The organism is Brevibacillus sp. (genome assembly GCF_003521185.1).
GTDB lineage: Bacteria > Bacillota > Bacilli > Brevibacillales > Brevibacillaceae > Brevibacillus > Brevibacillus parabrevis.
Genome location: NZ_DOTK01000092.1, coordinates 1 through 4,114 on the forward strand (window position 1 = coordinate 1; position 4,114 = coordinate 4,114).

The 4,114-nt window shown below is 52.9% G+C and carries 4 protein-coding genes; 1 reads left to right on the top strand and 3 read right to left on the bottom strand.

Annotation, left to right across the window (positions count from 1 at the left end):
* Positions 1-69 precede the first annotated feature (69 nt).
* From DEP07_RS27005 to DEP07_RS27015, 3 genes are all read right to left on the bottom strand, one after another.
* The gene (locus DEP07_RS27005) at positions 70-900 is read right to left on the bottom strand and encodes a prohibitin family protein (protein ID WP_122963035.1); all 831 of its coding nucleotides are present in this window, start codon (positions 898-900) and stop codon (positions 70-72) included.
* Between the two features lie 65 nt (positions 901-965).
* Positions 966-1,181 (bottom strand): hypothetical protein, encoded by a 216-nt coding sequence (locus DEP07_RS27010; protein ID WP_122963034.1) that lies wholly within the window; start codon positions 1,179-1,181, stop codon positions 966-968.
* Positions 1,182-1,801: 620 nt separating this feature from the next.
* On the bottom strand, positions 1,802-3,034 hold the full coding sequence (locus tag DEP07_RS27015) for an MFS transporter (RefSeq protein ID WP_287103258.1): 1,233 nt from the start codon (positions 3,032-3,034) through the stop codon (positions 1,802-1,804).
* A 147-nt stretch (positions 3,035-3,181) separates the two neighbouring features.
* On the opposite strand from DEP07_RS27015, the gene DEP07_RS27020 reads away from it, so the two are divergent.
* A complete protein-coding gene (locus DEP07_RS27020; RefSeq protein ID WP_122963031.1) occupies positions 3,182-4,063 on the top strand; it encodes a LysR family transcriptional regulator in 882 nt (293 codons plus the stop codon).
* Positions 4,064-4,114 lie beyond the last annotated feature (51 nt).

Sequence of the window (4,114 nt, forward strand, 5' to 3'; positions counted from 1 at the left end):
GCCCATGCTGGGCGCACAAAAAAAAGACCATCTGGCCGACTGTAGCCCGATGGTCTTTTCGTTTGGTCGTTATTGATTCCCCACGTTGATAAACGGAGTGGCGCCTCCCGTGACGTTCGGCAGCTTGCCGTCCCATTTGCGGATCGCTTCCAGCTGTGCTTCGATCTGTCTGAGCTGGATCAGCTCCGGCGTCACTTCTTGTTTTTGCAGGCGCAAAGCTTCGGCCTGTGCCTGCGCTCGCGTGATTTCCTGCTCTTTCTCGATTTTGATCCGCTCCAGGTCGAGCTTCGATTTGAGCGCTTGCTGCTCCGCCACTTGCTTCGACTCGATTGCGCGGTTAAATTCATCGCTGAACGTAAATTCGCGAATGTTGATTTCATCCAGAATGATATTGTACGTGGACAGCTTTTGCCGCAAAACTTCTTTGACTTTGTTGCTCACTTCGGAACGCTTGGAAATGAGTTCTTCTGCCGTGTACTGCGCCGTAACCGCCTTCAAAGCCTCGGCGATAGCCGGGTCGACGATGCGGCTGTTGTACTCCAAACCTACTTGCTGGTACAGTTTGTTCACGTTGTCGCTGTCCAGGTGGTGGTTGACCGCGATGGTCGTCGATACGGTTTGCAAGTCACGCGAAGCGGACGTTTGACTCGTCTCCGATTTTTGCACCCGCACCTCCATCGGAACGATCGTTTGGATAAAAGGAATTTTGAAGTGCATGCCTTCCTGCAAAACTTTTGGCTGGACAGCACCGAGCTGCAAAACGACGCCGCTGTGACCAGCTGATATGATGGTAAACGATTGGGTCCCGAGCAAGACCAAAACGACAAGTACGAGAATCGTGACGATCAGCTTCCCCCCAGCTTGGAAGGGACTCATTTTTACTCCCTGATTTTCGCTCATGTTCCGCCTCCCCTTTTGTAATCGGTTCTCTTCTTACATACGTACGGATCAGCGGCCCAGAAGTTTCAAAAACTTTCTGTCTTCGCAGCTTCAAGCAGCACTTTGCCCATTCGCTCCGCCTCGATTTTGCACAACTCAAACTCAACCTCGCCCGATACGTGGGAGATCAGCTGGATGACTTCCGCGCACCCGTGACTGCACATGAGGAACTGCTCCCACTTCACCTCCGAGCGCGGCACTTTTCTGGCTGAAAAGCCGCTTTGAAAACCGCCTAGGGTCATTTTGATCAGGTCCTTTCGGGATGAATAGAATTGGATATTGTCGTCTTCTCGTATATGGTGCTAATATTGAACGTTTTTACCGAGTTTGTGAACCCCTATCTCTCTCCCCCTTGCAATCCCGAGCGTTTCCCGACTCTTTTTTCCTGAATCTCGTTGCTCCGGCAGTACAAAGCGTCCTATGTCTGAGGTTTTTATCGATCTTCTCGCACTTCTTCTTGTAATTATATTCATTCGGAATTTCCTGGTATATAATGAAAAGGAAAATAATTGCAGCAAAAAGCGCCCTTGTATTTGCAGCCGAAAAGAAACCCACCAGCCATCACTCAACCGTACAATACCTTGCAGATATAGAGATGGCATCCCCTGATTACGACAGCTTTGATTATGAAAAAGGATGGTCCCTTATGTGGAAAAAACTTCTGTACGGCCTATTGGTTTACATACTTGGCCACATCGTGGTAATGGCGTCCGTTTCCATTTACAACAATGACACTGGTGACCGCTCGTTCCTAAGAGCGATCGTTGCTGCGATTCTTTACTTAGCGGCAGTGATAAGTGTTACGAGGAATCGCAGTTCATAAGAAAAAGCCCCAACAAGCCGTTGGGGCTTTTCCTCATTATCACTTCATCTTCGCCACCGACCACTTCTTCTCCAAAACCGGAGGCGCCGGAATGGCTATCGCTTTGGACAATTTTGTGGCAAACACGAAGGCTACGGCCATGAATCCGGCGATCATCGCGACGACGCCACCCCAGCCGAGCGAAGACCAGAAAAGTCCTCCCATCGTCCCGCCAATGCTGGAGCCTGCGTAATAAAAGAACAAGTAGAGCGAAGACGCTTGCGCCTTGTCGTGGGTTGCGCGCTTGCCTACCCAGCCGCTCGCGATGGAGTGGCTGCCGAAAAAGCCAAAGGTGAGAATCGGCAGGCCCGCGACGATGACAGCCAAATGCGCATCGAGCGTCAGGCATGCGCCAATCAGCGTCAGCAACAAAGAGACGAGCAGCATTTTCGTCCGCCCGAACTTCTCGGCCAGCTTCGCCATCCAGACGGAAGCGAACATCCCGACGAGAAAGACGATGAAGATCCAGCCTACGAGCGTTTGGCTGAGCGAGTAGGGCGGCGCAGTCAGCACATACCCGATATAGTTGTAGAGCGCGACGTTGCTGCCAAGGCTCAAAAATCCGATGCCAAACAGACAAAGCAGAGCCGGGTCCCGCAAGTGGGCGAGCATCGAGCCTGCCAGCTTGCGCAGCTCGGGAGCACGCGCGTGAAAATTTTGCGAGGCGGGCAAGCTCATCCAGAAAACCAGTGTGGCTACCAGGCTCATCAGGCTGATTGTCCCCATTGCCACGTGCCAGTTGAACAAGTCCGTGAGCGTCCCGGAGAGAATCCGCCCGCACACCGCTCCCAGCGAGTTCCCGCTGATGTATAGTCCCATCGCCACACCGAGACTTCTCGGTTCCATCTCTTCTCCGAGATAAGCCATGGCGATCGAAGGGAGTCCTCCCAATGAAATTCCTTGAATAATGCGGTACAGAAGTAAAGTCTCGTAGGAAGTGCTGCATGCCGTCAAAATCGACAAGAGCGACGCCGCCAGCATCGAGCTGATCATCACCGGCTTGCGCCCCCACACTTCGGACACCGTCCCGAAAATCAGCATGCTGATCGAAAGAGAGATCGTCGTCAGCGAAAGCGACAAGCTTGCCATCGTCGGCGAAATGCCAAATTCTTTTGTAAATTCAGGCATTAATGGCTGCGTGCTGTACAAAATGGCAAACGTATTGAAACCCGCTGCAAAAAACGCCAGGTTCGTCTTGCGAAAAGTGGCTGTGCCTTGCTTGATGTGTCCCATGATGGTGAAACCTCCCCGTGTTTCTCCCCGCTTCACTGTTATACTATCATTGACAATTCATAATGTATAATTTATTGTAATCATAATTTTGATGCACCAAAGTAATGAATTGACGACAGATCAGCGTCATACAGGGAGGTTGCTTCCATGGAATGGCAACAGCTCGAATACTTTCAGACACTCGCCCGCATCCAGCACGTCACCCGCGCAGCGGAAGCCATGTCGCTTTCCCAGCCTGCACTTAGCCGCTCCATTGCCCGGCTGGAGGAGGAGCTTGGCGTCCCGCTTTTTGAGCGACAAGGCCGGACGATTATGCTCAATCGCTACGGCCAGCTTTTTTTAAAGCGCGTCAACCGGATTCTCAAGGAATTTGAGGACGGAAAACAGGAGCTTCGCGATCTCGTTCATCCCGATCACGGGGAAGTGGCGCTTGGCTTTTTGCACACGCTCGGCACCAGCCTGATTCCCGACCTGATCGGTTCTTTCCGCGCCAAGTCGCCCTCGATCAGCTTCACCATGATCCAAAATCACAGCTACTCGCTGCTTGCGCATCTCGACGCCGGCGAGCTGGATTTGTGCCTGTTGGCAGAACCGACCGAAACCAAGCTGCCGATTTTGTGGACGCCGCTCTGGAGCGAAGAACTGTTTGCCATCGTTCCGCTCGGACATCCGCTGGCTGAACGGGAGAGCATCCTGCTCGCGGAAATTGCCGAGGAGTCGTTCATCTTTTTGAAAAAGGGCTACGCCCTGCGGCGAACGACAGACCAGCTGTTTGAGCAGCTGGGTGTAGTCCCGCGAGTGACCTTCGAAGGCGAAGAAGCAGCCACCGTAGCAGGGCTGGTTTCGGCGGGACTCGGCGTGTCCTTGCTGCCCGATTTGCGGGGCATCGACAAAAGCAAAATCGCGCAAATCCGCATCAGCAGCCCGAAATGCCAGCGCGTCATCGGCATGGCCCAGGTCCAGGGCGGCTACTTGTCTCCTGCTGCCGTGCGCTTCAAGGAATTTGTCCTGGATACTTTCAGGAAATGACGGAAAAAGACCCTCGGACTGTAGGCTGTGAAGTGCCCCCTGTCAAGTAGA